20 protein-coding genes are annotated in these 24,528 nt (G+C 46.7%); 11 read left to right on the top strand and 9 right to left on the bottom strand.

Annotation, left to right across the window (positions count from 1 at the left end; translation table 11 throughout):
- Positions 1 to 11: 11 nt before the first annotated feature.
- Together OL444_RS03810 and gcvT are read right to left on the bottom strand one after the other, a co-directional pair.
- A complete protein-coding gene (locus OL444_RS03810; protein ID WP_264734559.1) occupies positions 12 to 485 on the bottom strand; it encodes an SRPBCC family protein in 474 nt (157 codons plus the stop codon).
- A 145-nt stretch (positions 486 to 630) separates the two neighbouring features.
- A complete protein-coding gene (gene gcvT / locus OL444_RS03805) occupies positions 631 to 1,719 on the bottom strand; it encodes a glycine cleavage system aminomethyltransferase GcvT (RefSeq protein WP_264734560.1) in 1,089 nt (362 codons plus the stop codon).
- 200 nt (positions 1,720 to 1,919) lie between these two features.
- Here gcvT and OL444_RS03800 point away from each other — a divergent pair, with 200 nt between their 5' ends.
- The 7 genes from OL444_RS03800 (at position 1,920) to OL444_RS03770 (ending at position 9,112) form a co-directional block, all read left to right on the top strand.
- The gene (locus OL444_RS03800) at positions 1,920 to 3,275 is read left to right on the top strand and encodes a M28 family peptidase (protein ID WP_264734561.1); all 1,356 of its coding nucleotides are present in this window, start codon (positions 1,920 to 1,922) and stop codon (positions 3,273 to 3,275) included.
- A gap of 126 nt (positions 3,276 to 3,401) precedes the next feature.
- Entirely contained in the window at positions 3,402 to 3,797 is a 396-nt protein-coding gene (locus tag OL444_RS03795) for a nuclear transport factor 2 family protein (protein ID WP_264734562.1), read from the top strand.
- Positions 3,798 to 3,808: 11 nt separating this feature from the next.
- A complete protein-coding gene (locus OL444_RS03790; RefSeq protein WP_264734563.1) occupies positions 3,809 to 4,219 on the top strand; it encodes a hypothetical protein in 411 nt (136 codons plus the stop codon).
- 12 nt (positions 4,220 to 4,231) lie between these two features.
- Positions 4,232 to 4,918 carry an NUDIX hydrolase gene (locus tag OL444_RS03785; RefSeq protein ID WP_264734564.1) on the top strand — a complete coding sequence of 229 codons (687 nt, stop codon included), beginning with the start codon at positions 4,232 to 4,234 and terminating at the stop codon, positions 4,916 to 4,918.
- A 151-nt stretch (positions 4,919 to 5,069) separates the two neighbouring features.
- Positions 5,070 to 5,975 (top strand): NUDIX domain-containing protein, encoded by a 906-nt coding sequence (locus tag OL444_RS03780; protein ID WP_264734565.1) that lies wholly within the window; start codon positions 5,070 to 5,072, stop codon positions 5,973 to 5,975.
- Between the two features lie 17 nt (positions 5,976 to 5,992).
- Positions 5,993 to 7,408, top strand: a complete 1,416-nt coding sequence (locus OL444_RS03775; protein WP_264734566.1) for a nicotinate phosphoribosyltransferase — start codon at positions 5,993 to 5,995, stop codon at positions 7,406 to 7,408.
- A gap of 117 nt (positions 7,409 to 7,525) precedes the next feature.
- Positions 7,526 to 9,112, top strand: a complete 1,587-nt coding sequence (locus OL444_RS03770; protein ID WP_264734567.1) for a class I SAM-dependent methyltransferase — start codon at positions 7,526 to 7,528, stop codon at positions 9,110 to 9,112.
- 87 nt (positions 9,113 to 9,199) lie between these two features.
- On the opposite strand, the gene OL444_RS03765 is transcribed toward OL444_RS03770, so the two are convergent.
- A complete protein-coding gene (locus OL444_RS03765; protein WP_264734568.1) occupies positions 9,200 to 11,584 on the bottom strand; it encodes a TonB-dependent receptor in 2,385 nt (794 codons plus the stop codon).
- 248 nt (positions 11,585 to 11,832) lie between these two features.
- On the opposite strand from OL444_RS03765, the gene OL444_RS03760 reads away from it, so the two are divergent.
- On the top strand, positions 11,833 to 12,825 hold the full coding sequence (locus tag OL444_RS03760) for a helix-turn-helix transcriptional regulator (protein ID WP_264734569.1): 993 nt from the start codon (positions 11,833 to 11,835) through the stop codon (positions 12,823 to 12,825).
- A gap of 89 nt (positions 12,826 to 12,914) precedes the next feature.
- Here OL444_RS03760 and OL444_RS03755 read toward each other — a convergent pair whose 3' ends face one another.
- From OL444_RS03755 to OL444_RS03730, 6 genes are all read right to left on the bottom strand, one after another.
- The gene (locus tag OL444_RS03755) at positions 12,915 to 16,097 is read right to left on the bottom strand and encodes an efflux RND transporter permease subunit (protein ID WP_264734570.1); all 3,183 of its coding nucleotides are present in this window, start codon (positions 16,095 to 16,097) and stop codon (positions 12,915 to 12,917) included.
- Positions 16,098 to 16,136: 39 nt separating this feature from the next.
- Complete coding sequence (locus OL444_RS03750) at positions 16,137 to 17,207, bottom strand: efflux RND transporter periplasmic adaptor subunit (protein ID WP_264734571.1); 1,071 nt, start codon at positions 17,205 to 17,207, stop codon at positions 16,137 to 16,139.
- Between the two features lie 44 nt (positions 17,208 to 17,251).
- On the bottom strand, positions 17,252 to 18,610 hold the full coding sequence (locus OL444_RS03745; RefSeq protein ID WP_264734572.1) for a TolC family protein: 1,359 nt from the start codon (positions 18,608 to 18,610) through the stop codon (positions 17,252 to 17,254).
- Positions 18,611 to 18,638: 28 nt separating this feature from the next.
- The gene (locus OL444_RS03740) at positions 18,639 to 19,253 is read right to left on the bottom strand and encodes a TetR/AcrR family transcriptional regulator (RefSeq protein ID WP_264734573.1); all 615 of its coding nucleotides are present in this window, start codon (positions 19,251 to 19,253) and stop codon (positions 18,639 to 18,641) included.
- A 17-nt stretch (positions 19,254 to 19,270) separates the two neighbouring features.
- Entirely contained in the window at positions 19,271 to 19,876 is a 606-nt protein-coding gene (locus OL444_RS03735; RefSeq protein ID WP_264734574.1) for a TetR/AcrR family transcriptional regulator, read from the bottom strand.
- A gap of 322 nt (positions 19,877 to 20,198) precedes the next feature.
- Complete coding sequence (locus OL444_RS03730; RefSeq protein WP_264734575.1) at positions 20,199 to 21,458, bottom strand: pyridoxal phosphate-dependent aminotransferase; 1,260 nt, start codon at positions 21,456 to 21,458, stop codon at positions 20,199 to 20,201.
- A 385-nt stretch (positions 21,459 to 21,843) separates the two neighbouring features.
- Between OL444_RS03730 and dnaN the strand changes: the two genes are divergently transcribed.
- The 3 genes from dnaN to OL444_RS03715 all read left to right on the top strand — a co-directional run bounded on the left by dnaN (position 21,844) and on the right by OL444_RS03715 (position 24,508).
- A complete protein-coding gene (dnaN, locus tag OL444_RS03725; RefSeq protein WP_264734576.1) occupies positions 21,844 to 22,962 on the top strand; it encodes a DNA polymerase III subunit beta in 1,119 nt (372 codons plus the stop codon).
- 409 nt (positions 22,963 to 23,371) lie between these two features.
- Entirely contained in the window at positions 23,372 to 24,214 is an 843-nt protein-coding gene (locus tag OL444_RS03720) for a sterol desaturase family protein (protein WP_264734577.1), read from the top strand.
- Between the two features lie 42 nt (positions 24,215 to 24,256).
- Positions 24,257 to 24,508 carry a hypothetical protein gene (locus OL444_RS03715; protein ID WP_264734578.1) on the top strand — a complete coding sequence of 84 codons (252 nt, stop codon included), beginning with the start codon at positions 24,257 to 24,259 and terminating at the stop codon, positions 24,506 to 24,508.
- The last annotated feature ends 20 nt before the right edge of the window (positions 24,509 to 24,528 follow it).

The following is a 24,528-nucleotide window of genomic DNA, read 5'->3' as shown; positions in this document are numbered from 1 at the left end:
TGTTTTAAACATTACTCAAGGATTACTCTCCATTTATCGCTCTCTGCATAATCCTTGATCGCACGATTACGTAGCTGCAGGAGTTTTGTCATATACCTATTCAGATAAATCTTTTCAAATACGCGTCCCATCCAGCCATAAGGGGTGCCAAAATCCATAATATCGATCATTACAGTACCATTCCCTATTTCTTTGAAATAGTGTGCATGTTTCAGGTGGGTAAAATCGCCGGCGGTCATTTCATCACTGAAAAATTCCAAAGGCTGCATCGCCGTAATTTTGGTGGTCAGCTCCCGCATCTTACCCAGGTGCTTTGCCCGCCAGGTAACTGTTTCGTTCAGCAATATCAGTCCGGTCGTACGTCCTTTGATGGCGTCTTCCTGCAAATGCGTCATACTGCGCTTGTGCAGGGTGATACTCCGGCTCAGGTCATAAACCCTTTCGAGCGGAGCATGGATCACGGTAGTTAAATGAATAGTAGGCATAGATATGGCAATAAATATAATAATTTCAGGCCGGGATGTTTTAAATACAGCGCCGGGATGCAGGGTTCAGTAAATTAATCCTGCTTTCCGGCGCTGTGGTGTGACGTTACCCGCTCACGAAATTAATAACTTTAACCGGCTATTCCTAGCTCAGGAAAGGCACTTTCACGACTTTAGCCTTCAGTGACTTGTCTCTTACGGCAATAAAGATTTCTGTATCCTGTGCAGCAAATGGTGTTTTTACATAGCCTAAACCAATCGCTTTCTGCATAGAAGGGGATTGAGTACCGGAAGTAACACGGCCAATCACATTACCGGCAGCATCTTTGATTTCGTAGTCATGACGGGGAATACCTTTATCCACCATTTCAAAGCCTACCAGTTTCTGGCTGACACCTTCCGCTTTTTGTTTAGCAAAAAGTTCACTGGAGGTAAATGGTTTAGTGAATTTGGTAATCCATCCCAAACCTGCTTCCAGCGGGGAGGTGCGGTCATCAATGTCATTACCATACAGGCAGAATCCCATTTCCAGGCGCAGGGTATCACGTGCACCCAGTCCGATTGGTTTCAGGCCTTTAGGAGCACCCGCTTCAAAAATAGCGGTCCAGATTTTGTCGGCAGCGCCGTCGATATCTTCAAAATAAATTTCAATACCACCGGCACCGGTATAACCTGTTGCACTGATGATAACATTGGGAACACCAGCAAAAACGCCTTTGGCGAAAGTGTAGTATTTCAGGTTTACCAGGTCTACTTCTGTCAGTGGCTGCAGAATGCTGGTAGCGTTAGGGCCCTGGATAGCTAACAGACAGGTTTTGTCGGAGATGTCGTGCATTTCCACACCCTGTGTGTTGTGTTCGCTGATCCAGTTCCAGTCTTTTTCAATATTGCTGGCGTTTACCACCAACATGTATACTTTATTTTCTTCGATGCAATATACCAACAGGTCATCCACAATACCACCTTCCTTGTTAGGTAAGCAGCTGTATTGGGCTTTGCCGGCAGTCAGCTTGGAAGCATCATTGCTGGTTACACGCTGAATCAGGTCCAGGGCGTGTTCGCCTTTTAATATAAATTCACCCATGTGACTTACATCAAACACACCGGCGTTTGTACGCACCGCCTGGTGCTCATCATTAATACCAGTATAAGATATGGGCATGTTGTAACCCGCAAAGGCTGCCATCTTTGCGCCCAGCGCAATGTGTTTCTCCGTAAAAGGCGTGTTTTTCATACTTTGATTTTAAAACGGGGCAAAAATAGCATTTTGGATCTTAGGAAAGATGAATTACCCCGGATGAATGACGGATGGCAGACGATTGATATATTAAGAATACCTGAAATACAATACCATCCTGGAAATTTTGCGGTTCAACTCCGTCATTTCATTGCCCTTAATCCGTAATTTTGCACCAGGACCCAAAAAAGATTGCTGTGAAAAAGATAACCTGGCTATTACCCTTGGTAGTTAGTACCATGTACGTAAGTGCACAGAAAAAAAATGATCGCAAGATCCTTAGTAACCTGCAACTGCATGTCAGTTATCTGAGCAGCGATAAACTGGAAGGCCGTCGTAGCGGCGCTCCCGGTGAACAGCTGGCAGCGGCTTACATTGCTACCCAGATGCAGCAGCTGGGATTAACTCCTAAGGGAGATAATGATTTTTTACAGCCATTCCTGATCAGGGAAAGCCGCGAACCTGCTGCATCCTGCTCCTTCACGCTCAACCAGGTACCACTTACCCTGGGCAGTCAATATATACCGCTGCCCTTTAGCGCCGCCGGATCTGCCAAAGGTGAAGTACTCCCGCATGTCAATGAACCCGACAATATCTGGCTGGTCAACATCGCCGAACTGGATATAGATAACAAGAAAAGCATGCTGGAAGAATACCTGAAACAAACGCAGATCGCGGAAAAATCAGGCGCCACCGGGGTGATCTTCTATAATGGTAAAGAATCTGCTGCCACCGTATTACAATGGCTCGATCACAACCTGCCACCCACCGGCATACCCGCGGTATGGGCCGATCAGGCCATCAGCAAGAAACTGGACGATGAAGAAGCCAGCAGCTTCCAGATCAATATACAGCTGGCCTTCAACCAGGTAAAACGTACAGGCACCAACGTAGTTGGCTATCTCGATAATAAAGCGCCTAAAACCGTCGTGATCGGTGCGCATTATGACCACCTCGGGTTCGGGGAAGAGACCCATGCCGCTACCAAAACCCTGCATCCCGGCGCCAACGACAATGCCAGTGGCATTGCCGCCATGCTGGAAATTGCCCGCTTCCTGAAATCCGCCCGCCTCCAGCACAACAATTATATTTTTGTAGCCTTCTCCGGCAACGAACAGGGACTCTTCGGCTCCAAATACTTTACCAGCCGGCAAAACCTGGATCTCTCCACGATCAACTATATGATCAATATGGACATGATAGGACGGCTGGATAATGCCAAAGGACTGCAAATCGGCGGCATCGGCACCTCACCGGGATGGCCCGGCATCCTCACGGCAGTTACCGACAAAGCCACCCATCTGGTTTACGATTCCAGCGGGGTAGGGCCTTCCGACCATACTTCTTTCTACCGGAAAAATATTCCCGTGCTCTATTTCTTCACGGGCAACCATAGCGACAGCCGGCAAACCGGCGACAGTGCCGATACCATTAATTATGAAGGCACGCTCAGCATCGTAAAACTCATCTGTGATATTGTCAGTAAAACCAATAACCAGGAAAAACTCGTCTTCTCCAGTACCCGCGAACCGCAGGTAACCGCCAGGAAATAATTACGAATAAAAGCGAATTGTATATTTTCGCGTAACTGAAGCCGTGCATGTCTACCGGAAAATCCGTTATTCACTGGTATCTGCACCCTTCTTCATTGGTAATTTTATTTCAATCTATCCCTGTAAATGGACGAAAAACTGGCGCTAGTATACCGGTATTTTCAACTGTTGGAAAACTTTTCAACAGACCCTGATGAATTTGCGGGGATTTTTCACCCGGATATTATTCAGACAGCCTATCCAAATCAGCTTTCGAATGATATTAAACAGCGGAATTTTGATAACATGCTGGAAAGCATGACTACCAATAAACTGATGCTCAAATCACAGCAATTCAGCGTGCAGAAAGCACTGCAAACCGGTCAGACGCTGGTAGTGGAAGCCAGATGGACCGGCGAAATCAGAGTAGATGCCGGCCGGTTCCGGAGAGGGCAGATCATGAAGGCTTTTATCTGCACCATCATTGAGTTCCGGGATGGGAAGATCTACCGGCAGCGCAATTATGATTGTTATGAACCTTAAAGTACCGAATTATGAAAAAAATATTATCGCTCTTTACCATCAGCTGCCTGTTATTCGCGTGTAACCCTACCCGTAATGACGGCCAGCATACGGATAAATCAGCCTACGAGGTAATCTCAGAAAAATGTTATGTATACCGGGAATTTAAACCGGCGCCGGGCCCGCTCATGGATTCCGTGCTGCAACTGCGCAAAGAAATGATGGACTACCTGGATCAACACCAGTTCAAAGCCCATATAGCCGGGAAAGACAGCCTGCTGTTCCACCGCGCCAACGGACAGGAAGTACTCATTGAACTGCCCACTCCGCAGGACGCCTGGGAACTGAATACCATTATTGTATTCGATCCGCAGAAAAATCCTTTGTTCATAAATTTACACAAAGGCACCAGTCAGGTTACACAATACATTCAAGCCCAATAATCCAATAACAGTTTGCCAATAAAACAAAACATCAGGTTAACCGTAGACGCGGTGGTATTCGGATATATTCCCAGGGAAGGTATTGTAGTACTGCTGATCAAGCGTACCATTCCACCTTTTCTTCACAGCTGGGCACTGCCCGGCGGTTTTGTGCTGGATGAAGAAACCCTGGAAGCTGCCGTTACCCGCGAACTGCTCACAGAAGCCGGTGTCAATATCAATTACCTGGAACAACTGTATACCTTTGGTTTGCCCGGCCGCGATCCACGGGGCCGGGTGGTATCCATCGCCTACTTTGGCCTGGTAAATCCCACCAACTTCAAACTGGCCGCCAGCTCCGATGCAGAAGATGCTTCCTGGTTCAATATCAAGGACCTGCCCGATCTGGCCTTCGACCACGCCGCCATTATCGATATCGCCGTACAACGGCTCCGCAATAAAATCCGGTACGAACCGATAGGCTTCGAACTGCTGGATAAGAAATTCCCGATTGCCGACCTGGAAAAATTATACGAAACATTACTGGACAGATCCATCGATCGCCGTAACTTCCAAAAGAAGATCAATCACCTGGGTATCCTCATTGCACACAACGAAAAACAAAAACAAGTGTCACAAGGCAGACCGGCCAAGTTGTTCAGTTTCGATGAGGCCCGGTACTTTCAATTGAAAAAAGACGGAATAGCTTTTGAAATATAATACCCCTGCGGATTACAACTGCAGGATGTAGCGGTAACATATATAGATCCCGGTTGTCATTTTATATTTTGTGTATTTTTTACAAAAAATATTTTGTGAATATAAAATCGTCTTCTATATTTGTGTAACAATTACACAAAATAGCTCGGAAATGCAAAACACAAAGCCCACAGGAGTTATTATAGCCCGGTTTCAAACACCCTCTCTACATGAAGGGCACCTGGAAATCATCCGGCAGGTACAGCAAAAACACAACCGGGTACTGATCATCCTGGGCGTAAGCCCGGTGAGAGGCAGCCGTAAAAATCCGCTGGACTTCTACACCCGCGAACGCATGATCAAACAGTTATTCCCGGAGATCATCGTACTGCCACTCAGCGATCAGAAAAGCGACCAGGTATGGTCACAGAAACTGGATGAACTGCTGCACACCAACTTCCCCCACGAAACCTTTGTATTATACGGCAGCCGCGACAGCTTCATGGACACCTACAGTGGCCGTTACACCACCGCCTCTCTGGCGCCGGTAAAAGATTACAACGCCACCGCCCTCCGCGAAGCCGTCTCCGATAAAGTATTTGATACAGAAGAGTTTCGCGCCGGCATCATCTACAACACCTATAATCTTTTCCCCGCGGTATACGCCACAGTAGATATTGCCCTGTTCCGCAACGACAAGCAGGAGCTGCTCCTGGGCCGCAAGCCCAATGAAACAGCCTGGCGCCTGCCCGGCGGCTTCTCTGATCCTACAGATGACAACTACGAAGCAGCGGCAGCCCGTGAACTGCAGGAAGAATGCGGCGCCGTTACCACCGGTCCCATGACCTACGTAACATCTTTACGGGTCAACGACTGGCGCTACCGCACCGAAACCAATAAAATCATTACCACCTTATTCAGCACCGATCTGCTGGAAGGCACACCGGCCGCCGGCGACGACCTGGCGGACATACAATGGATAACGGTAAAGGATATACCGGAATTAATCCGCCAGGGTAACATCGTAGATACACACATCCCCTTGCTGGAAAAACTGTCAGAAAAATATGCTTACTAAGATTAAAACATGGTGATATGACTAAAGAAAATCTGATCCTCCTCGCCGACGCTTACAAATACTCTCACCACAAACTGTACATTCCCGGTACACAATTCATCTACTCTTATCTGGAAAGCCGGGGCGGCAAATTTGACGAAACTGTCTTCTTCGGATTACAATACTTTATCAAAGAATACCTCGAAGGCGTAGTATTCACCAAAGAAAAGCTGGACGAAGCGGAAACTACCCTGCTGGAAGTATTTGGCAGAAACGATGTATTCGACCGCAGCCGCTTTGAATATATCATCGAAAAACACGGCGGGAAATTACCTATCCGTATCAAAGCAGTACCAGAAGGCACGGTAGTGCCTGTACGAAATGTGCTGATGACCATTGAAAATACAGATCCCGCCTGCTACTGGCTCACCAACTTCCTGGAAACCCTGCTGATGCAGGTATGGTACCCCTGCACAGTAGCTACGGTATCCCGGGAAATTAAAAAGGTGGTGAAACAATACTATGATGATACCGCCAGTGAAGCTGCGTTTGCTGGTATCGACTTTGTACTCAACGATTTCGGCTTCCGGGGCGCCAGCTCAGTAGAAAGTGCCGGCCTCGGCGGCAGCGCCCACCTGGTCAACTTCTCCGGCAGCGATACCATCCCCGGATCTGTTTTCGCTAAAAGATATTATCACGCACCTACTGCACCGGGCCTGTCTATTCCCGCTACAGAACACTCTATCTGTACCTTGCTGGGAGAACCCGGCGAAAAGGAAATCTTCAAACACATCCTCGATACTTTCCCCACCGGTACCATTGCCTGCGTATCCGACTCCTACAATATCTTCCGCGCCTGTGAAGAATACTGGGGCACCGAACTGAAAGAACAGATCCTCAGCAGAAACGGTACCCTCGTAATCCGCCCCGACAGCGGCGATCCGGTACAAACCCTCCTCCGGGTATTTGACATACTGCTGAACAAATTCGGTTATACCATCAACGAAAAAGGATTTAAAGTATTACCGCCACAGGTGAGAGTGATACAGGGCGACGGTATCAGCTATGCTTCTATTCCCGGTATCTATGAAGCGCTCAAAAAAGCCGGCATCAGTGCAGAAAACCTGGTACTGGGCATGGGTGGCGCACTCCTCCAGCGGGTCAACCGCGACACACAGGAATTTGCGCTCAAATGCGCCTTCGCCACGGTCAACGACGAACCCGTTAATGTGCAGAAAATGCCGGTGGAACTGGATGCCAACGGCCATCTCCGCACCTCTTTCAAGAAATCAAAAGCCGGTAAATTAAAGCTGATCAACGATAATGGCCAGCTCACTACGGTAGGGGCCACCGAAGCACCTACGCAGGATGACTTATTACAAACCGTTTTCGAAAACGGCGTAGTCACCAAAGACTATACCTTCCAGGCTATCCGAGAAGCAGCCGCACTATAAATTATTCGTTTCCTCCGTTCTGTTTTCCCCTTTACCTCCGGCAGCTCCCTTGTTCCGGAGGTTTTCCTGGTAGTAGCTACCACTTTGTAATCCCGCTGCTTTGTTTAATTTCATGGTATGTATTTACTTATTCCCGGTCGTCATCACTTACTCACCGACTTCCAGTTCAAATACCTGAACCGGCTGATCAAGTGTAAACTGGAAGACGAACCAGACGTATATGGGACGCCGTTACCCACTGCTGATATTACCGGTATTATCTTCGCGGTTACTTCTGCCAACCACCTGGGCACGAAACGTAATCCGGTACCCTTTTATCTCCGCGCCATGATCATCCAGGAGTTTTCCCACTCCCTGGACGTACCGGCATTTGTATATGGGATAGATGATGCCGGCATGATTCCGGATTTTGCGGATTATACCCTCAAAACCATCCGGCATTCCAGCGAAGGTATCCACCAGCTGACGCCGGATAATACCATCGTAATCTGCTCCACCGGCGTCAAGGAGATGTACCTCCGGCACGGCTTCCGGGTATTGCCGGCAGAGTGGGACCCGGTTACCGCACAGTTTACACAGCCCATGCCGTGGGATGTAGTAAAACTGGTGGCACAAACCGAAGCATGGCGTAAAAACAAAACCATCCTCGACCTGATGCATCCGGCCTGTTTCAAAATATGGTCGCTGTACCAGGTGGGAGAGAAGGTACAACATATCCTTAAAGACCCGATTATAGGCGCAGACGGCGACCTTACCGCCACCCGCGACTACCAGGTATATGTAAAACAAATGGACGATATAGCGGCCCTTAAATACCGCGAAACAGCTCCGTATATACAACCCGGGAACATCGGCGACATTGGCTGTGCTGCCGGCTCCTGGATTAAAATGGCTTGCAGCGACGATCGCCTGCACGAGTGTGATTTTTATGGTATTGAGGTATCCCGCCACCTGTATGATATTTGCCTGCAACGCAAGCACAACGGAGAATTTGCCAACCCGTCAGTTTTCTTCTCCCAGAAAAATGCCGTTACCAGCCTGGTGTTTGAACCCGGCAGCATGCAAACCATTCATACCTCTTCCCTCACCCACGAAATAGCGTCTTATGGCAGTATAGATGACCTGGTAGCGTTTATCCGCAACCGTTATCAGGAGCTGATGCCTGGTGGTGTATGGATCAACCGGGATGTAATAGGACCGGAGAATAAAGCCGAAACCATCCTCTTATGGCTGAATGATACAGACGGGGAAAATGATTTACCAGCGCCGGCCAGCACCGATACGCATGAACTGGCCCAATATCTTGGTAAATTATCTACCCGGGCGCTGTTTACCCGGTTTGCAGCCGACTTCCGCCATCACGAAGGATTTCAGCTGCCCCATACCTGGGTAGAAATAGCCGGTACTACCTACTGCCAGCTGTCTATGCAAAACGCCTGTGAATTCCTGTTTAAAAAGGACTATCACGACAACTGGCTCAGTGAAATGCATGAAATGTTCTGCTTCTGGAGTTATAGCGACTGGAAAGCCGCGCTGGAAGCTGCAGGCCTGCGACTGGACAATCTCTCCCACACCTACCGCAACGAATGGATTGTAAAAAACAGGCTCGAAGGGAAAGTGCAACTGTTGCGGCTAAACGAAAACAATACACCGGAAGTCATCGACTTCCCGGTGTCACATACCTTACTGCTGATCAGAAAATAATACGGTCCTCAAACAGCCCCGGCCCCTTTTATATGGCAAGATGCCATATAAAAGGGGCCGGAAACATTTTATTGATATGAACAGTTGTTAAAACTTGTAACCGAAAGACAGTTTAAAACTACGTGGTGTCATATACTGATAACCGTAGTGTTTATACCCCCAGGCCCCTGGATAGAAACCGGTGTAGTTCTCTTTATCTGTCAGGTTGTTGAACAGCAGGTTTACACTGAATTTGTTTTGCGTGTAAGATACACCTGCATCCAGTGAGAAATATGCATCCGGTAAGCTGGTGGTGACAGTAGGCCAGGCAGCGCGGTCGTCCTGGAAGGAATAACCGAGGGAGAAACCAAGGCCTTGCAGTTTACCTGTAGCAATGCGATAGGTTGCCCATCCGTTGGTGTTATGTTTGGCAGTACCTGGCAAGGCAGCGCCTACATTCTGTGGTTTCGCATCTTTGGTCACTTTCGCATCCATGTAGGCATAGTTCAGGATCACATTCAGGTTAGGCAGTATTTCTCCTTTCAGATCCAGCTCAATACCTCTTGAACGTGCTTCACCGGACATAATGGACAGACCCGGGAAATCAGGACCGGCAGAAGCCAGGATGTTGGTTTTAGTGATATCGTAAGCAGCTACGGTAGCAGACCAGCGGCCATCCGCCCACTCGCTTTTCCAGCCGATTTCCTTATTGGTACCTTTGGAAGGTTTAGCCACACCGCCACCTACCAGCAGCCCTGTTTGCTCAATGAACGACTGGTCATACAAGGCATACACAGTCATGTTTTTAGTCACATTTACGTTTACGCCTACCCGTGGGGTGAAAGCGTGGTTGTTTTCATCATTCCCCAACGCATCCAGTTTGGTGGTATTGGTATAACGGCCACCCACACTCACGCGGATTTTATTATCGAGCAATCCTACTTCTTCCTGGATATATACTGCGTTATAGGAATAACCGCCTTTGGCACCGGAAGGACCCGCCGCACGTTCCCGCAGGCTGCGGCTTCTGTCGGGTTGTGGAATATCGGATGGTTTCAGCTTGCCGTAAACAGGTTTGAAGACATTGAAAGATAAACCAGCTGTGTCTTTCAGCGCAGACCAGTCGGCGATATATTCTTTTTGTCCCAGGTCCACGCCGGCCAATACCCGGTGGGTAACGCTACCGGTAGTGAATTTACCGTTGATGAAAGCCTGTCCCAGTTTGGCAGTATTCACCGCATCATTTACAGAAATATTTCTGCGCATGTTACCCTCTTTATCCAGGGAGTTATACACAGAATAAAGACTTTGTCCCTGCATATCATAATTCAGGTAAGCCGCCTGGCCGGTGATTTTCCAGTTTTCATCAATGTTATGTTCTACCGTAGCAAAAACGCTTTGGTCATGTACCCGGGTAGGATTGATGGAAGGATCATTGTAGGTCATATTCCGCGGCATGTCCTTAAATCCGTTCATGGAATAGATATAGGAAGCAAAACCGGAAAATTCGGAAAACTGGTATTGGTATTCCAATGTCACAGAAGTTTTATCATCTACCAAATATTTTAAGGTAGGTACAAAAGCAAACCCGTTGTTAAAGGCATACTTGGTCCAGGAATCTTTTTTCTGTCCCATTACATTCACGCGATACAGCAAACGGCCATCTTTCTTAAAACGACCATCTACATCTGCCTCTGCACGATAGGTATTAAAACTACCCAGGGTAAGACGGGCAGCAGACTGACTGATACCGGTAGGTTTTTTGGTAACGATGTTGTAGAAACCACCTGGCTGGGTATTTCCCATCATAAAACCGGCAGGTCCCTTTACAAATTCTACTCTGTCTACATAAGACATATCTTCTTTCAGCGGGCCAAAATAACCATTCACACTCATCCCGTTCCGCATACCACTGGCATCAAAACCACGGATATATACAGAAGCATAGGTTTCCTGGTGCATGAGGGTACGTACGCCACTCACGTTGCGGCCTACGCCTTCAGACACGTTAAACAGCTGTTGTTCTGCCAGCAGGTTACCGGATACCACCTGAATATTCTGGGGAATTTCCAGCAACGGCTGCTGCAGACGTAGGGTAGAGGATAAATGTTTTTTGTCGAACCGGTTGTTCCGGGAAGCAACAATAATTTCATTCAGTTCATTGATCTGCATACTCAGCTCAAAATCCTGTACGGCCGGTGTATTATTGTCTACCGTTACGGATTTGATAATATCCTGGTAACCAAGTAAAGACACTTTAATTTTATAGGCGCCGGTAGGCAGGTTGGAAAATTCATACTTCCCTGCTTCATCCGTTAATCCCGTTTTGTTGGAACTGGAAAGGGCTACTACTACCATGGCAGCAGGCTTGCTGTCGCTGGTGGTAATGGTTCCCCGGATGATACCGGTATGTTTTTTATTATCCTGGGCGGAGAGGGAGAGGGCGCTACTTATAACAAGTAAAAGCGTTAGTAGGTAAAGATTTCGTATCATAGCCGCATAGTTTGTATCCATATGCTGCCGGGAATTGCAAGGGGCTTATACCGCCCTTCCTGAAAGAACTGATATTCCCATGACTGTCAGGCAGCATTTTATGAATTATTTTACGGCGGCAAAGATCTGGCACACTACCGGAAATATGCTTGTGAATAAAGGAGCCTTTTTTTGTGAATCCGGGATATTTTGATCAAACAAGCTGTCAGGAACACCCGAAAAGCCCTGTACTTAGCAATACTTGTATAATGGAAATCACCCTTACAACAGCAGAGGTATTACAATGTATGTCTTCTGACACCCGTGCCAATAAGGAGATGCAGGAAACCACCAGCATTATCCGGCTGCCGGGAGGCGTCATGAATTATACACATACTGCCTATCGCCACTTTGAGCTGCTCAGCGGACATACCCAGACCACCCAGGACCTGGTGTTGAAAACCGTGAGCGATCTCGTAAGTATCGAGATGCAGTTTAACTTTGCTGCGCCCATCACCTTCGGTGAAACCGGGCAACAGGAGCTGACCGCCATGAGTATGCACCATAACCTGCTGTATTACCCCGGTTATGAAGGACAGTCTAAACTGGCCGGACAGCAACACTTCCGCTCTTTCGACATTCATGTAACACCAGACTTCATTTTTCAGTGGTACGGCCAAAGCAAGGTACTGGATGGCTTTCTGCATAAAGTGTCCAAGGGCATACCGGCCCAGCTGTTTCCCCGGTATATGCCCATTACACCGGTGATGCACAGCATCATCAACGACATCCATAATTTTTCCTATGCACCGGGTATCCGGCAACTATACATAGAGGCGAAAGTGATGGAACTGCTGTCTATGCAGATAGACCTGGCCGAATGTATGCACCATATCGGCAAAAAAACCAATCACCTCCAGCTGAAAAGTCACGACATCTCCTGCATTCACCATGCACGGGAACATATTGCCAGCAACCTGCATGCTCCCTGCTCCATTATTGAACTGGCGCATAAAGTAGGCATCAATGACTTTAAACTTAAAAATGGTTTCAAGCAACTGTTTGGTACCACCATCTTTGAATATATGCAGGGCCTGCGGATGGAAAAAGCTAAAATCAGTCTGCTGCATACCAAAGAAAAAATCAGTGATATCGCAGAACAGGTAGGTTATTCCAATGCCTCCAACTTCACCAATGCCTTCAAAAATCATTTCGGATACGCTCCCAAGGAACTGCGGGGCACCAAAGCGCTGACAGAATAGGAAGGGCATAAAAAAAGCCGGAGTATGAATACTCCAGCCATTTTATAAACCTACAACTGTTACACTGTTAGTAACACTTCTTTATTATCTTAATTAACATGTATTTCATTTAACGGCACTTCTTCATAAGAAGCAACCATCCGTTGTCTGATATATCGTTTGGCAGATAATTTACCGATGCCGAATTTCGCCATCACCTTATCTACTGCATAATAAATCACCGGTACCACTATCAGGGTCAGGAACATGGAACTGATCAGACCACCGATAATTACCCAGGCCAGACCGTTCTTGGTAGAAGCTACCCCACCGGTGGCCATCGCAATCGGCAACATACCAATCACCATCGCAATCGTAGTCATGAGAATCGGACGTAAACGCGCATTGTTGGCGTGTATCAGCGCCTCATAGGTGCTTTGGCCCTGCTCTTTCATCTGGTTGGTAAAGTCCACCAGGATGATCGCATTTTTGGCCACCAGCCCGATCAGCATGATCATACCCAATATGGTAAAGATGTTCAGCGTATTGTTGGTCAGTGCCAGTGCCAGTAAAGCACCAATGATCGCCAACGGAATAGAGAACAATACCACAAAAGGATAAATGTAGTTGTCGTACAGCGCCACCATGATCAGATACACCAGTACAATAGATATCAGCAAAGCTGCACCCATCGTACCAAAGGAGTCGCCCTGGTTTTCTGCGTCACCACCAAAGAGGAAGCTGATGCCGGTTGGTTTCTCCATTTTGGCCAGTTTGGCTGCAAACTCCTGGGTGACGGTACCGGAAGGACGTCCCATTACCTGTGCCTGTACGGACACAGAGGTATTTTTATCCCTTCTTTCCAGGTGGCTGGGGCCGGAGCCTTCTGTTACCGCAGCAAACTGCGCTAACTTAATCAGCTGGCCTTTATCATTAATAAACTGGATATCGGATACATCCTGGAGATTTTTTCTGTTGAAATCATCAAAGCGGATGTTGATATCATATTCATAATCTCCCTGACGGAATTTTACTTTAGAGTCATCTGCTGTACCACTGAAAGCGGTTTGCATGGTACCACCCACCTGATCGAGGGTTAACCCTAAGGCAGACATTTTATCCCGGTCTACCTGTACGTTGATTTCAGGGTTACCGTTTTCCACAGATAATTTCACCTCTGTAGCACCACTCACTGATTTCAGGGTATCCTTGGCCCGGTTGGCAAAAGCCATCACACTGTCCAGTTCCGTACCCATTACGATCAGTTCTACCGGCGCCCTTTCAGCCGTACCAAGGATACTCACATCCGTTGTTTTCACCTTCACACCTGGTAAAATTGCTTTCAGTTCTTTTTTCACCTTGGCGGCATAAATATCAGAAGCATCTTTACGGTGTTTCGGATCTACCATCATCACCGTGATTTCGGCTTTATAGGCAGTAGATTGTGAGGTACCAAAACCATCTTCACTGGTCTGACCTACCGTCGTGATCAAACGGGTTATTTCCGGCTTTTTATTCAGGTACTCTTCCACCTTGCGGGTAGCCTGGTTGGATTGCTGTACAGAGGCATCTTTCGGCATTTCCAGCATCACAATGAATTGTCCGCGGTCGCCTTTCGGAATAAACTCTCCACCGATATATCCTTTACCAATCAACATAAAGGAAGCAATCAGCAAACCTACCGCAATCAGTACTGTAATAGCTTTATGTCCCAGCGCCCATTTCAGGATGTCAGTCATCCAAACGGTAAAGCGGTTCAATTGTCTTTCAAACCACAGGATGAATTTCTCGAACAGATTTTTTCCTGTGATATGTTCCAGTTTACCGAAGCGGGAAGACAGGAGCGGTACAATCATAAAGGAAGACAATAAACTCAGCATGGTAGAAATCATTACCACCACACAGAATTCGCGTACGATTTTGGATACCAGCTCATTGGTTAAAGAGATCGGGAGAAACACCACCACAATTACCAGGGTAATGGAGGTTACGGTAAACCCGATTTCTTTTACCCCGTCAAATGCTGCACGCACCCGGTTTTTACCCATCTCCATGTGACGGTAAATATTTTCCAGTACCACAATCGCATCATCCACGAGGATACCTACCACCAGAGATAAACCCAGCAGCGACATCAGGTTGAGGGAGAAGCCCATCAGCTTCATACCGATGAAAGTAGCCACCAGGGAGGCTGGGATGGAGATCATCACAAACAGCGCACTCCGGATACTATGCAGGAACAACAGCATTACCACGGCCACCAGCGCTACCGCCAGAATCAGGTCATGTATTACTGAATCCGCAGATTCCAGGGTAAAGTCGGAGGAATCGTTTGCCACCAACATTTTCAGGTCATTGGCCGCATAATCCTTTTCTATTTTGGCAATGGCCTTTTTCATTTCCTCACTTACAGTTACCGCGTTGGCATCTGTTTGTTTCTGTACCTGCAGGGCAATCGCACTCACACCATCCACACGGGCAATACGTTCTGCATCTTTCTGTGCATCCTGTACATCTGCCACATCCATCAAACGTACCTGGGTACCATTTTCTGTGGTTTTCAGCACCAGGTTACGCAGCTGGTCTACATTTTTGTATTTACCTGCCAGGCGGATCAGGATCTGGGCATCGGCAGTTTTTACCTTACCGGTCGGGAAGTCCAGGTTGGCATTGGTAATCAGCTGCCGTACCTGCAGGATGGATAAATTAAAGGCCTGCAGTTTTTTAGGATCCACGTTTACCTGAATTTCACGTTCCTGGCCACCAATCAGCGATACCTGCGCCACACCCGGCAAGCGGGATAATAATGGCTGCAGCTTTTTATCTACCAGGTCATAGAACTTTTTATCGTCCATTTTAGCCGTAGCAGACAAGGTCATGATAGGCAGGTCATCCAGGGAGAATTTATTCAGGGAAGGTGGTTTCGCATCTCCCGGCAGATCTGCCAGGATTGCATTTACCTTACGCTGCGCATCCTGCAGGGCAATATCTACATTCGCATCGTTGTTCAGTTCCACGGTAATCACCGATAAACTTTCAGACGATTTGGAAATGATCTTTTTGATCTTTTCCATCGACGCCACCGCATCTTCAATTTTTTTGGTAATCGTACTTTCCACCTCATTGGGAGACGCACCCGGATATATCGTAGCAATCGTTACGATCGGTGAGCTGAACTTTGGCAGCAGCTCATAGTTCAACGATTTATAGCTCATTACACCCAGCAAGGTGAGGATGGTAAACACCACCACCACAATGGTAGGTCGTTTTATGGATACTTCAGTAATCTTCATGTTGCAAAAATTTGATCAAACACCGGATACAATTCCCGCTTACTTCGCTGCACTTTGTACAGTTACAGCAGCGCCGTCTGTCAGATTGATCTGACCACTGGTTATCACCACATCTCCTTCGTTGAGCCCTTCCCGTACTTCTACCTGATCGCCTACGATACGGCCGGCAATTACCTTCCGTTTTTTAGCGATCTTTCCTTCCATGATATATATTTCGTTGCTGTTTACACCGCCAATAAAGGCTGTGCGGGCGATGAAGATGGTTTTATCGGTTTCCGGCGCTGTAAAGTGGGCGGTACCGTACATACCTGCTTTCAGCTGCTGCCCGGATACGTTGCCTACTTCCATTTCAACCGGGTAGTTGAGGGAGTTGTCGCCTTTCGCCGCAATGAAAGTAATGGTGCCTTCATAGCTGGTTTCAGGAAATACGTTGGAAGTAACCTTTACTTTCTGTCCTTTCTGCAGGCCTACCACCTGTGCTTCCGGCACAGATACAGCCAGTTTCAGCCGGGATACATCCACGATGTCAAACATTTTGCTGCCGGGTGAGAGGTATGCACCCTGCTCGATATATTTTTTATTGATGGTACCGGAGATCGGCGCCTTTACATAGGTATCGCTTACGTGACGGCTGGCAGCCTCATAGCGGGTTTTAGCCAGGTCATATTGCAAGCGGGCGTCGTCCATTTGTTTGCGGGTTACCCCACCTGTCTGGAACGCTGCTTCATATCTTTCTTTATCTATTCTCAGCTGATCCAGGTTGGCTTTGGCCGACTGCAGGTCTGTATTCACGATTTGCCCGTCGATGTAGGCGATGGGTTGCCCTTGTTTTACCACATTGCCTTCATCTACCAGCAATTTGGTGATACGGCCGGAGGTTTCCGCCAGGTAAGACAGCTCACGGATAGGAGCGAAATTCCCATTGGCCAGAAAGCCCTGGGCGAAGTCGTTGCGGGATACTTTCTGTATGAGTACCGGAATGTCACCAATGTTACTTTGTTTTACAAATTCGGTTTTAGCCTCATTTGCCTGTTTATTGGCGTTAAGTTTCCACATGATCAGGACCACTGCACCCACTGTTACCACGCCCCAGATTATAAACTTTTTCATCTGCAAATAGTTTATGTTTTCTTTCTTTTTTTTCGTTTATACATTTAGTTTAGCAGGTCTTTCAGACTGCCTTTGCTTTTAATGATGTCCAGTTCTGCCAGTTTATATTGCAGCAAAGCTTCATTGTAGCTGTTCTGTGCATCAGTAAGGGATGTTTCCGCATTCAGCAGGTCTGTTAAACCGGCCAGGCCAAGCTTATAGTTATTCTGGGTAGAATAATACACTTCATTTGCCAGGTCCATGTTTTCCTTCTGGGTCGTAATAGTGGATAAGTTGCTGCGTACCTGCAGTTTGGCATTCTCATATTCGGTGTTCAGTCCCAATTCGGTATCTTCTATCTGTTTGCTGAGCTGGCGCAGGGTTACATTGGCCTGATTTACCTTGGAGCGGCGGCCAAAGCCATCAAAGATGGGTATTTTCAGGGTGAGGGCTACAGAAGCGGCACCAAACCAGAAAGTGGCGTTGGATGGATCATGCTGGAACAGAAACTGACGGCTCATACCATTGTAGGAATAACGGCCATTGAGTGACAAGGAAGGATAATATTCTGCCAGGTAGGCTTTCTTCTGCAGCTCCTGCAGTTCTTCCTGTTTCTTCAATAATCTGAATTCTGTTCTGTTGGACAGGTTCATATCATCATACTGCAATACCCCGGCTGCTTTATTCTCAATATCCTTCAGTGAAGCAGGAGGGAGGAGGAAAGCAGATTGTAAAGGCATACCCATCTGCCGTTTCAGGTTGTTGGCCTGTGTGGCGTACTGGTTTTCCAGTTGAATACGCTGGGTAATGTAATTGGTCAGATTCACCTTGATACGGTCCAGGTCTATCTTTTTAGCCAGGCCGTTATCATATTGTGATTTGGTAGCGCTTACCAGCTGGGTAAGCTTTTCAATGTTACTGTTGATCGTGGTGATTTTTTCCTGTATCACCAGCAGCTGATAATACAGCTGGGATACATTGTAAATCACATTTTCAGTGGATTGCTGTGTTTGAAGCGTATAGTATTCTTGTCCTGACTTCGCGGCCTTTAATCCGGTGATGACTGCTTTGTTGAATACCTGCTGTGTGAGTTCGGCGCCCACCGCAGCATTGTACTGCGTACCAAATGTAATCACCTGAGAGCTGTCTGCGGATTTTCCAATGGCGTCGCCGGGTATGAGTGACTGTGCCAGTTTCAGGTTATCCGTGTAGCTGGCGCTTGCGTCAATACGGGGCAGTGCCTGGGATCTGACTTCCTGGATTTTGAATTTATTCATTTCTTCATCCATTTTGGTCCTGGCCAGCTGCTTGTTATTATTCAGTGCAAACTTCAGTGCCTCCTGTAAGGTCAGCTGCGTTTGGGCATAGCCATGAGATACCCCTATCCCCATGAGGAGGACAAGCGTTAACTTTAATCGCTTCATAAGTTTAATTAGTTAGCGTCGTTGTGTTTTATTCTTCTTCTTTGATATGCAAATATTGGTTCACCAGTTCATGTCCCTTGATAGTAGCAATACCATATATGAAGTGTGCGGTCAGCTGGTCCATTACTGCCCGTAAATCATATTGATCTGCCGGATATTGAATCGGGTCATAAGCGGCTTCCAGTTGTAGTTGGCGCATACGTGCAATGATATCGATCTGTAGGTGTTCCCGATATAATCCTTCTGCGATGCCTCTTTTTAAATTTTCTTTGATGCTGTGCAGGATACAATCCGTTTGAAACTTTTCCACACTCCGCCAGGTGTCCGGATGATACTTCTGGATTTCATACAGCAGTACCGGGTTCAGTGTTTTGGCGATATTCACAATGTACCGCATGTTGCGCACCAGTTCTTCAATCGCGTTTTCGGTAGACTGTAAACATTCCTGGAAAAAGGTGATGTGGTTGTTGAGCAGTTGTTGTACGCCTTCGTCTATCAATGTTTGTTTGTCAATAAAATGCTCGTATACGGTTTTTTTGGAGACTCCGCAATCACGTGCAATATCAAACATTGTCACTCCTTTTACGCCGTATGTTTTGAACATCCTGAGCGCTGTTTCCATTATCCTGTCCTTCACTATCATGATTCCTGTTTTTATAATTACGCCTTCATTCCTTGAATAAAAATATCGAGTAACATTTTTTGTTTTTCAATAACCTGTTCAAATGCGGCTTCATCCAGCTCCATGTCTTCCCGGTACTGATCCGGTACTGTAAAGCGTAATCCCATCAACGCATGTACCATCAGTTCTGCGGTGGCGGCAGGATCTTCCGACTGAAATTCACCCATCGCTACACCCGCTTGAATAATGTGGGTATGGATAGCTATTTCCCGTCTTTTGGCCATCACCATTTTTTCATGAAAAAAGGAGGACCGGTCGTATACTACCTTGAATATTTCCAGCCGGCAGAATCTACTAAGGAACATTCTCCTGATTTCAATAATATCTTTTAATACTTTGGCGGCAGATGTCATCTGGTCGACTACTTTCTCCATCTCCCGGAAATACGCTTCCGCAATCCGCTCCAGCACCGCCATGTGCATGCCGTTCTTATCAGCGAAATAATAATACAACGATGCCTTTGAACAGTGCAGATCATCTGCAATCTCGTTCATGGTGGTTTTTGAAGCGCCATAGTGAGTAAAACGCTTCAGAGCCGCATCCAGGATCTTATCCCTCATTTCGTCTTTGGCTTCTGTGTGCATTAACTTTTTGACTTTTTTAGTTTCAAGGTCAAAATTAAAAAGTTTTTCCGACTTAGTAACGCCGGTTGACCTTTTAACAGGTATTTAACTTTTTGATGACAAAAGTCAGAAAGTCAGAAATAAGGGTGGAAACGGGGTAGGGAAGGGGGCTAACATCCATAACAAAAGTATGCGGACATAAAAACGAAACACCGGTATTTCCACCTTCGCCCAACAGATCCATGCAGTTGTTTTTTGCACGCATCTGCCCGGGAAAGGGTAAAATACCGGTGTTCTTATTATTTATACCGGAAACGGCCCGTAAGCGGTTTCGGGAGGTATATTATTTCAGTTTCTCCAGTGCAGCCTGTAATTTTTCGAACATGGCCGGAATTTCTTCTTTCACGCAGGTACCTACGCTCAGGCGATACCAGGGAGAGTTTTTAGCGGCACCGAACGCATAGAACGGTACCAGGGCGATTTTCGCTTCATCCAGGATGTAGGAAGTTACGGCTGCCTGATCTGCCAGCACGGTACCATCCGCCGTTTGTTTACCCACGAGGTCAAATTTGATCGTCAGGTAAATGGCTGCCTGTGGGGCAATGGCTTCTACGTTATGACCTGCTTTCTTCAGGTTATCGAAGCCCTGGGATATTTTCACCAGTCTTTCTTCGATTTCACCTTTGAAATGCTGCAGGTATTTTTGCACATTTTCGGTTTGCACCAGGTAACGTGCCGCAGCTTTCTGTTCTGCCATAGGGCTCCAGGCGCCTACGTGCGACAGAATAGATTTCATTTTACCGATAACGTGTGCAGGTCCGAGCGCCCAGCCTACTCTTACACCAGTAGCAGCAAATGCTTTACTCATACCATCGATAAAAATGGTGTAGTCGCGCATTTCAGGGCGGAGAGATACGGGATTATGGTGATGGGTATTACCGAAAGTAAGGACCCAATACATCTGGTCGAACATTACGTACAGCGGCTTTTCGTTGGCACCCCTGCTTTTGTTTTCTGCCAGTACCAGGTCGCAGATTTCTTCCAGCTGTTGTTTGCCGAAAGCAGTACCGGTAGGGTTTTGCGGGGAACATAATGCCAGCAGGGTAGCACCTTTCAGGAGTGGTTGCAGTTCCGCTGCCGTAGGCATGAAATCATTTTCCGCTTTGGTTTCCAGGATAACATGTTCTGCTTCCAGGAAATGCGCATAGTGATTATTGTTCCAGGAAGGAGTAGCATATACTACTTTCTCACCGCGGTCTACAATGGTTCTGAAAGTAGCATAAATGATAGGGCGACCGCCACAGGAGATCACAATCTCTTTGGCCGGATCATAGGTCAGTCCTTCACCTGCAGCAATAAAATCGCCTACAGCTTTCCGCAGTTCAGGAATACCATCTGCCGGAGGATAGTTGGTAAGATGCTCCTTATAGGCAGTTATGATTTCCTGTTCAAATTCAACCGGGATAGGAAATACCTTCGGGTCAAAATCGCCAATTGTGAAGTTGTAGATCTTCTCGCCCTTGGCCTGTTTCTCCTTTATTTCAGCTGCTAACTTGATGATTTCTGATCCAATCAATGTTTCGGCTAAATGAGACAGTTTCATAACCTGCTTTTTTAGTTGGGTTTGGGAATGTTTTTTTTTGCGGGGCAAAAGTAACCGTTTTGAAGATAATTTAAAAGAACAGGCTAATTCTTTTCATGTTATACAATAATCAACATCTATTATTACACATTTTCTAATCAGGATACCATATTTAGTCTTTCTGTTTAGTATTAATTTTTTGATTAATACATCAATGCCTGCAAATCGTTGTGTAAAACCGCATTATCTTAGTGCATAAGATGTGATGAAATTAGGGGGTATAACAAAACTTTCTATCTTTGTTTACAGTACATTTACACCTTTTATGCAGGTAACAACCGAACGGACAGAGAATGCAGGGACGGTTACCGGAAACTATAGAATGACAAGCAAACTTATATAAATCATGAAATTTATTGTTTCTTCCTCTACTTTATTAAAACAATTACAACAGATCAGTGGTGTTATCAATTCCAATACAGTATTACCTATACTGGAGGATTTTCTGTTCCTGATTGACAAGAATGAATTGACTGTAGTTGCAACTGACCTCGAAACTGTGATGCGGGTGAAGCTGGAGGTGGAAGCCAAAGAAAGCGGACGCATCTGTATTCCGGCAAAAATCTTGATGGACTCCCTCAAAAACCTGCCGGACCAGCCACTGACTTTTCACATTGACCTGAACTCTTATGCAGTGGAAATCACTTCCGACAACGGTAAGTACAAAGTAATGGGCGAAAACCCGGAAAACTTCCCGAAAGAACCGGCTGCTGATGATACCACTTCTTTCACCATGTCTGCTACCGGACTGGTAACAGCCATCAATAAAACCCTGTTTGCTGTCAGCAACGACGATCTGCGCCCCGCTATGACCGGCGTATTCTTCGAAATTGCTACCGACAGCCTTACTTTTGTTGCCACCGATGCACATCGCCTGGTGAAATATGTAAGAACAGATGTTAAATGCCCACAGGCCGACAGCTTCATCGTTCCTAAAAAACCGTTGAACCTGTTGAAATCTGCCCTGCCGGACAACGATTCAGAAATCAAAGTTTCCTATAGCCAGAACCACTTCTTCGTACAGCATGAAGGTGCACAGATGATCTGCCGCCTCATTGATGCACGTTTTCCTGACTATAAGGTAGTAATACCAAAAGACAATCCATACCGCCTCACGGTAGTAAAAAGCGACTTCCAAAACGCGCTGAAACGGGTAGGTGTATTTGCCAACAAAAGCACCAACCAGGTAGCTCTGAGCATCACCGGCAGCGAACTGCAACTCTCTGCACAGGATGTGGATTTCTCTTTTGAAGGAAATGAGCGCATGAGCTGCCAGTATACCGGCGACGATATGCAAATCGCTTTCAACGCTAAATTCCTGATCGAAATGCTGAATGCGGCGGAAGGAGATGAAATCTCTATCGAACTGGCTACTGCTACCAAAGCAGGTATTCTGAAACCTTCTGAAAAAGAAGAAAATGAAGACCTCCTGATGCTGGTAATGCCACTGATGCTGAACAACTAATATTTCCACCCGGAAATAAACAACAATACTGAAGCGAAGATCTTACCGGTCTTCGCTTCTTTCGTTATTAGCCCCTCTTGTATAATAATGCTTTCTAAATAAATTAATACATAAGGCAGTCTCTGCCAGTAAGTTGCTGTATTCTCCTCCTGTGGCCCAAAACACCCCTTTATTAATTGCCCAAATAGTCGTAAATTTTAGGGGCGAATACGTTCGCCACAACATAAAAAACAACCTGTATTCATAAAGGACAGCAAGCCCCGGGCATAATAACAGTAACGCATATAGGTTCTTTTTTATTACAAACAGATTAACCATCTCCGCTTATCCGCAGTAAAGATTTTGTTGGCCTGGCCAGAAAAACCACCCTATAGTACAGTATACACGGTTATATATTTATTACAGGCATATGGTAAGCTTTTTTGAAAATATTCCGTCCAGCTATCGTACCGCCATGTTGGTTGGTGGACTGCTGCTGCTATGGATTATAGAAGGCATCATACCCAGATTCCGGTTCCGGCACAACCGTTACCAGCATGCCGGCATCAACCTGTTCTTTACCCTCACCACCCTTATTATTAATACCGCTGCGGCTTTCCTCATCGTAAAGGCTGCCTGGTGGACCAGCTCCCGGCATTTCGGCCTGCTCTACCTGCTGCAATTACCACTATGGCTGCATACCATCCTGGCCTTACTGATGCTGGATTTCATCGGCGCTTACCTGATACACCTCGTACAACACAAAACCGCCTGGATGTGGCGCTATCATAAAATACATCACATTGATACACATATAGACAGCACCACTGCCTTACGGCATCATCCGATAGAAAGTTGTTTCCGGGTAGTGGCCTTGTTCCTGGCTATTCTTATCATGGGGGTGCCTTTCTGGATGGTCATGTTTTATCAGACCCTGTCTGCATTCATGTCGCAGTTCAATCATGCCAACATTCACCTGCCCAAAGCCCTCGATAATGCCTTAAGCTGGGTGATCGTATCTCCGGATATGCATAAGGTACACCATAGCCACTTTCAGCCGGAAACGGATTCCAATTATGCCAACATCTTCTCCCTGTGGGACCGGCTGTTTGGCACTTTTGTGAAAGTGGCAGATACGACCGCTATTAAATACGGACTGGATGAATACGGGGCCACCCGTTACGAAGCAATAGGCCCGCTCCTGAAAGTTCCCTGGGAGCAGGAACCATACACATCTGCGAAAGAAAATACAAACAGTCACAAACACCTATAAGCCGACAATTTATTCCTTCACCTGATTAAACGCCCGCTTCTTATGCAACACTCAACAACATTAACAAAAGTCGCCTGCATTGCCTCACTGGTAATCGGCGTGCTGTCTGCCGTATTTGCATTCAGCACCAAAATACCGGTATACGCTGTCACGGCAGGAGCTATCGCTACCGTCATCGGACTGGTATCCTTGTACATTGGCAGAAAAAATATTGATGATATGCAACTCGCTACCGCCGGGATATTTATGTCGGTAGTATCCTGCCTGATTGGATTGTGGCAGCTGTATAACTGATCAGGACCGGTATCATACCG

Origin of the sequence: Chitinophaga nivalis (assembly GCF_025989125.1) — a bacterium.
Taxonomy (GTDB): domain Bacteria; phylum Bacteroidota; class Bacteroidia; order Chitinophagales; family Chitinophagaceae; genus Chitinophaga; species Chitinophaga nivalis.
The sequence above is the reverse complement of the archived record's forward strand: the minus strand, read 5'-3'. Positions and strand labels throughout refer to the sequence as shown.

Coding starts and splice junctions, on each gene's coding strand:
- OL444_RS03810 (WP_264734559.1), bottom strand. CDS start 485: ATGCCTACTATTCATTTAACTACCGTGATCCATGCTCCGCTCGAAAGG.
- gcvT (WP_264734560.1), bottom strand. CDS start 1,719: ATGAAAAACACGCCTTTTACGGAGAAACACATTGCGCTGGGCGCAAAG.
- OL444_RS03795 (WP_264734562.1), top strand. CDS start 3,402: ATGGACGAAAAACTGGCGCTAGTATACCGGTATTTTCAACTGTTGGAA.
- OL444_RS03790 (WP_264734563.1), top strand. CDS start 3,809: ATGAAAAAAATATTATCGCTCTTTACCATCAGCTGCCTGTTATTCGCG.
- OL444_RS03780 (WP_264734565.1), top strand. CDS start 5,070: ATGCAAAACACAAAGCCCACAGGAGTTATTATAGCCCGGTTTCAAACA.
- OL444_RS03775 (WP_264734566.1), top strand. CDS start 5,993: ATGACTAAAGAAAATCTGATCCTCCTCGCCGACGCTTACAAATACTCT.
- OL444_RS03770 (WP_264734567.1), top strand. CDS start 7,526: ATGTATTTACTTATTCCCGGTCGTCATCACTTACTCACCGACTTCCAG.
- OL444_RS03765 (WP_264734568.1), bottom strand. CDS start 11,584: ATGATACGAAATCTTTACCTACTAACGCTTTTACTTGTTATAAGTAGC.
- OL444_RS03760 (WP_264734569.1), top strand. CDS start 11,833: ATGGAAATCACCCTTACAACAGCAGAGGTATTACAATGTATGTCTTCT.
- OL444_RS03755 (WP_264734570.1), bottom strand. CDS start 16,097: ATGAAGATTACTGAAGTATCCATAAAACGACCTACCATTGTGGTGGTG.
- OL444_RS03750 (WP_264734571.1), bottom strand. CDS start 17,207: ATGAAAAAGTTTATAATCTGGGGCGTGGTAACAGTGGGTGCAGTGGTC.
- OL444_RS03745 (WP_264734572.1), bottom strand. CDS start 18,610: ATGAAGCGATTAAAGTTAACGCTTGTCCTCCTCATGGGGATAGGGGTA.
- OL444_RS03740 (WP_264734573.1), bottom strand. CDS start 19,253: ATGATAGTGAAGGACAGGATAATGGAAACAGCGCTCAGGATGTTCAAA.
- OL444_RS03735 (WP_264734574.1), bottom strand. CDS start 19,876: ATGCACACAGAAGCCAAAGACGAAATGAGGGATAAGATCCTGGATGCG.
- OL444_RS03730 (WP_264734575.1), bottom strand. CDS start 21,458: ATGAAACTGTCTCATTTAGCCGAAACATTGATTGGATCAGAAATCATC.
- dnaN (WP_264734576.1), top strand. CDS start 21,844: ATGAAATTTATTGTTTCTTCCTCTACTTTATTAAAACAATTACAACAG.
- OL444_RS03720 (WP_264734577.1), top strand. CDS start 23,372: ATGGTAAGCTTTTTTGAAAATATTCCGTCCAGCTATCGTACCGCCATG.
- OL444_RS03715 (WP_264734578.1), top strand. CDS start 24,257: ATGCAACACTCAACAACATTAACAAAAGTCGCCTGCATTGCCTCACTG.